A 2,055-nucleotide genomic window follows, 5' to 3' on the forward strand; every position below is an offset into this window, starting at 1 on the left:
GGCCGTGCTGGCCGCGGCGGCGGGGCTCCTGGCGGCAGGCGCGGCGAGAGGGCTCCGGGCCCGGTACGCGGCGGCGCTCGCGGCTGCCGCTCTGGTGGCTGCCCTCGGCGGCGAACTGGTGGCCGGCCTCGTTCAGCAGTTCGTGGTGCGGCCCAGCGAGCTGGCGAAAGAGGAGCGCTACCTGGACAACCACATCCGCATGACCCGGAAGGCGTTCGGGCTTGACCGGGTGCGGGAGGTGGCGTTCGACCCCAAGGAGAGCCTGGACGGCGCTGACTTCTCGGCGGAGCAGGATCTCCTGCGGGAGGTCCGGCTGTGGGACTGGCGGCCGCTGGGGGTGGCGTACAGCCAGCTCCAGGAGTTTCGCCCTTACTACGACTTCATCGAGGTCGACGTGGACCGCTACCGCGTTGACGGCCGCACCCGCCAGGTCATGCTGGCCGTGCGCGAACTCAACGCCGCCCGGTTGCAGAACCCCACCTGGATTAACCTGCGCCTGCAGTACACGCACGGCTATGGGGCCGTGATGAGCCCGGTCGCCGACGTGACTCCCCGGGGGTTGCCCGATTTGGTGATAGCCAACATCCCGCCCCGCTCCGAGCCAGGGTGGCCGGAGCTGAAGCGGCCCCAGGTCTACTTCGGGGAATTGCCGGCGGGATGGGTGGTGGTGAACACCCGCCGGCCGGAGTTCGACTATCCGTCTGGTGATGAGAACGCCTTCATCCGTTACGCCGGCCGGGATGGCATCAGGCTGACTCCGTGGAACCGGCTGCTTTTCACCGCGCGCTTCGGGAGCATGGAACTTTTGTTGTCGCCCGAAATCACCTCCGACAGCCGGGTGATCATGTACCGCACCGTTCTGGAGCGCGTCCGCCGCCTGATGCCGTATTTGCGCTACGACGGGGATCCCTACGCCGTCATCACGGAAGGCGGCCGGCTGGTGTGGATGCTGGATGCCTACACCACCACAGACCGCTTCCCGTACGCGCGCCCCGTGGTGGGCTGGGGCAACTACGCCCGGAATTCCGTCAAGGTCGTCGTGGACGCGTATGACGGGACCGTGGACTTTTACCGGGTGGACGAACAGGATCCCCTGGCCTCGTCGCTCTCGGGTTTGTTCGGGGGCTTCATGAAGCCCGCCTCGGCGATGCCGGCCGAGTTGCGGCAGCACTGGCGCTATCCGGAGGATCTGTTCACGCTGCAGGCGACCGTGCTGGCCAACTACCACATGACCAACCCGGCGGTCTTCTACAACCAGGAGGACCGGTGGGACATCGGGCGCGAGGTTTACGGCGAGACCGAGACGGTCATGCAGCCCTACTACGCCATGGTGAAGCTGGGCGCCGGGCCGGAGTTCGCGCTCTTCCTGCCCTTCACGGCGGCCGGCAAGCAGAACATGGTAGCCTGGATGGTGGCGCGCTCCGATGAGCCGCACTACGGGGAACTGGTGGTGTACCGGCTGCCGAAGGATCGCCTCACCTACGGGCCCATGCAGATCGAGGCGCGCATCAACCAGGAACCGGACATCTCCCGGGAACTCACGCTGTGGGGCCAGCGCGGCTCGCGGGTGCTGAGAGGCAACCTGATCGTGCTCCCGGTCGCCGGAACCATCCTGTACGTCGAGCCGCTGTTCCTGGTCTCGGAGCAGAGCCAGCTTCCGGAACTACGCCGTGTGGTGGCGGCCACGGGGACGCAGCTCGCCATGGCAAGCGACCTGGACGCCGCCCTCCGGCTTCTGACCGGCCAGGCGGTCCCCGCTGCGCCCGCTGCGGGCGCGGCCGGTGCCACAAGACCGGGCCAGGAGGGCCGCGCCGGCGCGGCGCCCGGCGGCGCCCAGAACACCGGTGAGGTGCGCCGCGCCCTGGATACGCTACGGGATGCCCGCCGGCAGCTGGGTGAGGGGGACTGGGAGGCGTTCGGACGGTCCATGGAGCAGCTCGAGCGCCTGCTGGAAAGGCTGGCGGGCGGCTCGTAGGGCGTGGGGTCCGAGGCTTGTCATAGCTTGCCCCACCTACCCATATGTTCCGGTCGAAGGGGGTAGGTGGGAGTGGCGGC

Annotated in this window: 1 protein-coding gene; it reads left to right on the top strand. The window is 68.6% G+C overall.

All coding sequences use genetic code 11. The features are described 5' to 3' along the window. The coding region (locus AB1609_22360; GenBank protein MEW6049178.1) for a UPF0182 family protein at positions 1–1,975 on the top strand (1,975 nt) is incomplete at its 5' end. Positions 1,976–2,055: the final 80 nt, after the last annotated feature.

The sequence above is a fragment of the Bacillota bacterium genome (genome assembly GCA_040754675.1).
Classification (GTDB): Bacteria; Bacillota; Limnochordia; order Limnochordales; family Geochordaceae; genus Geochorda.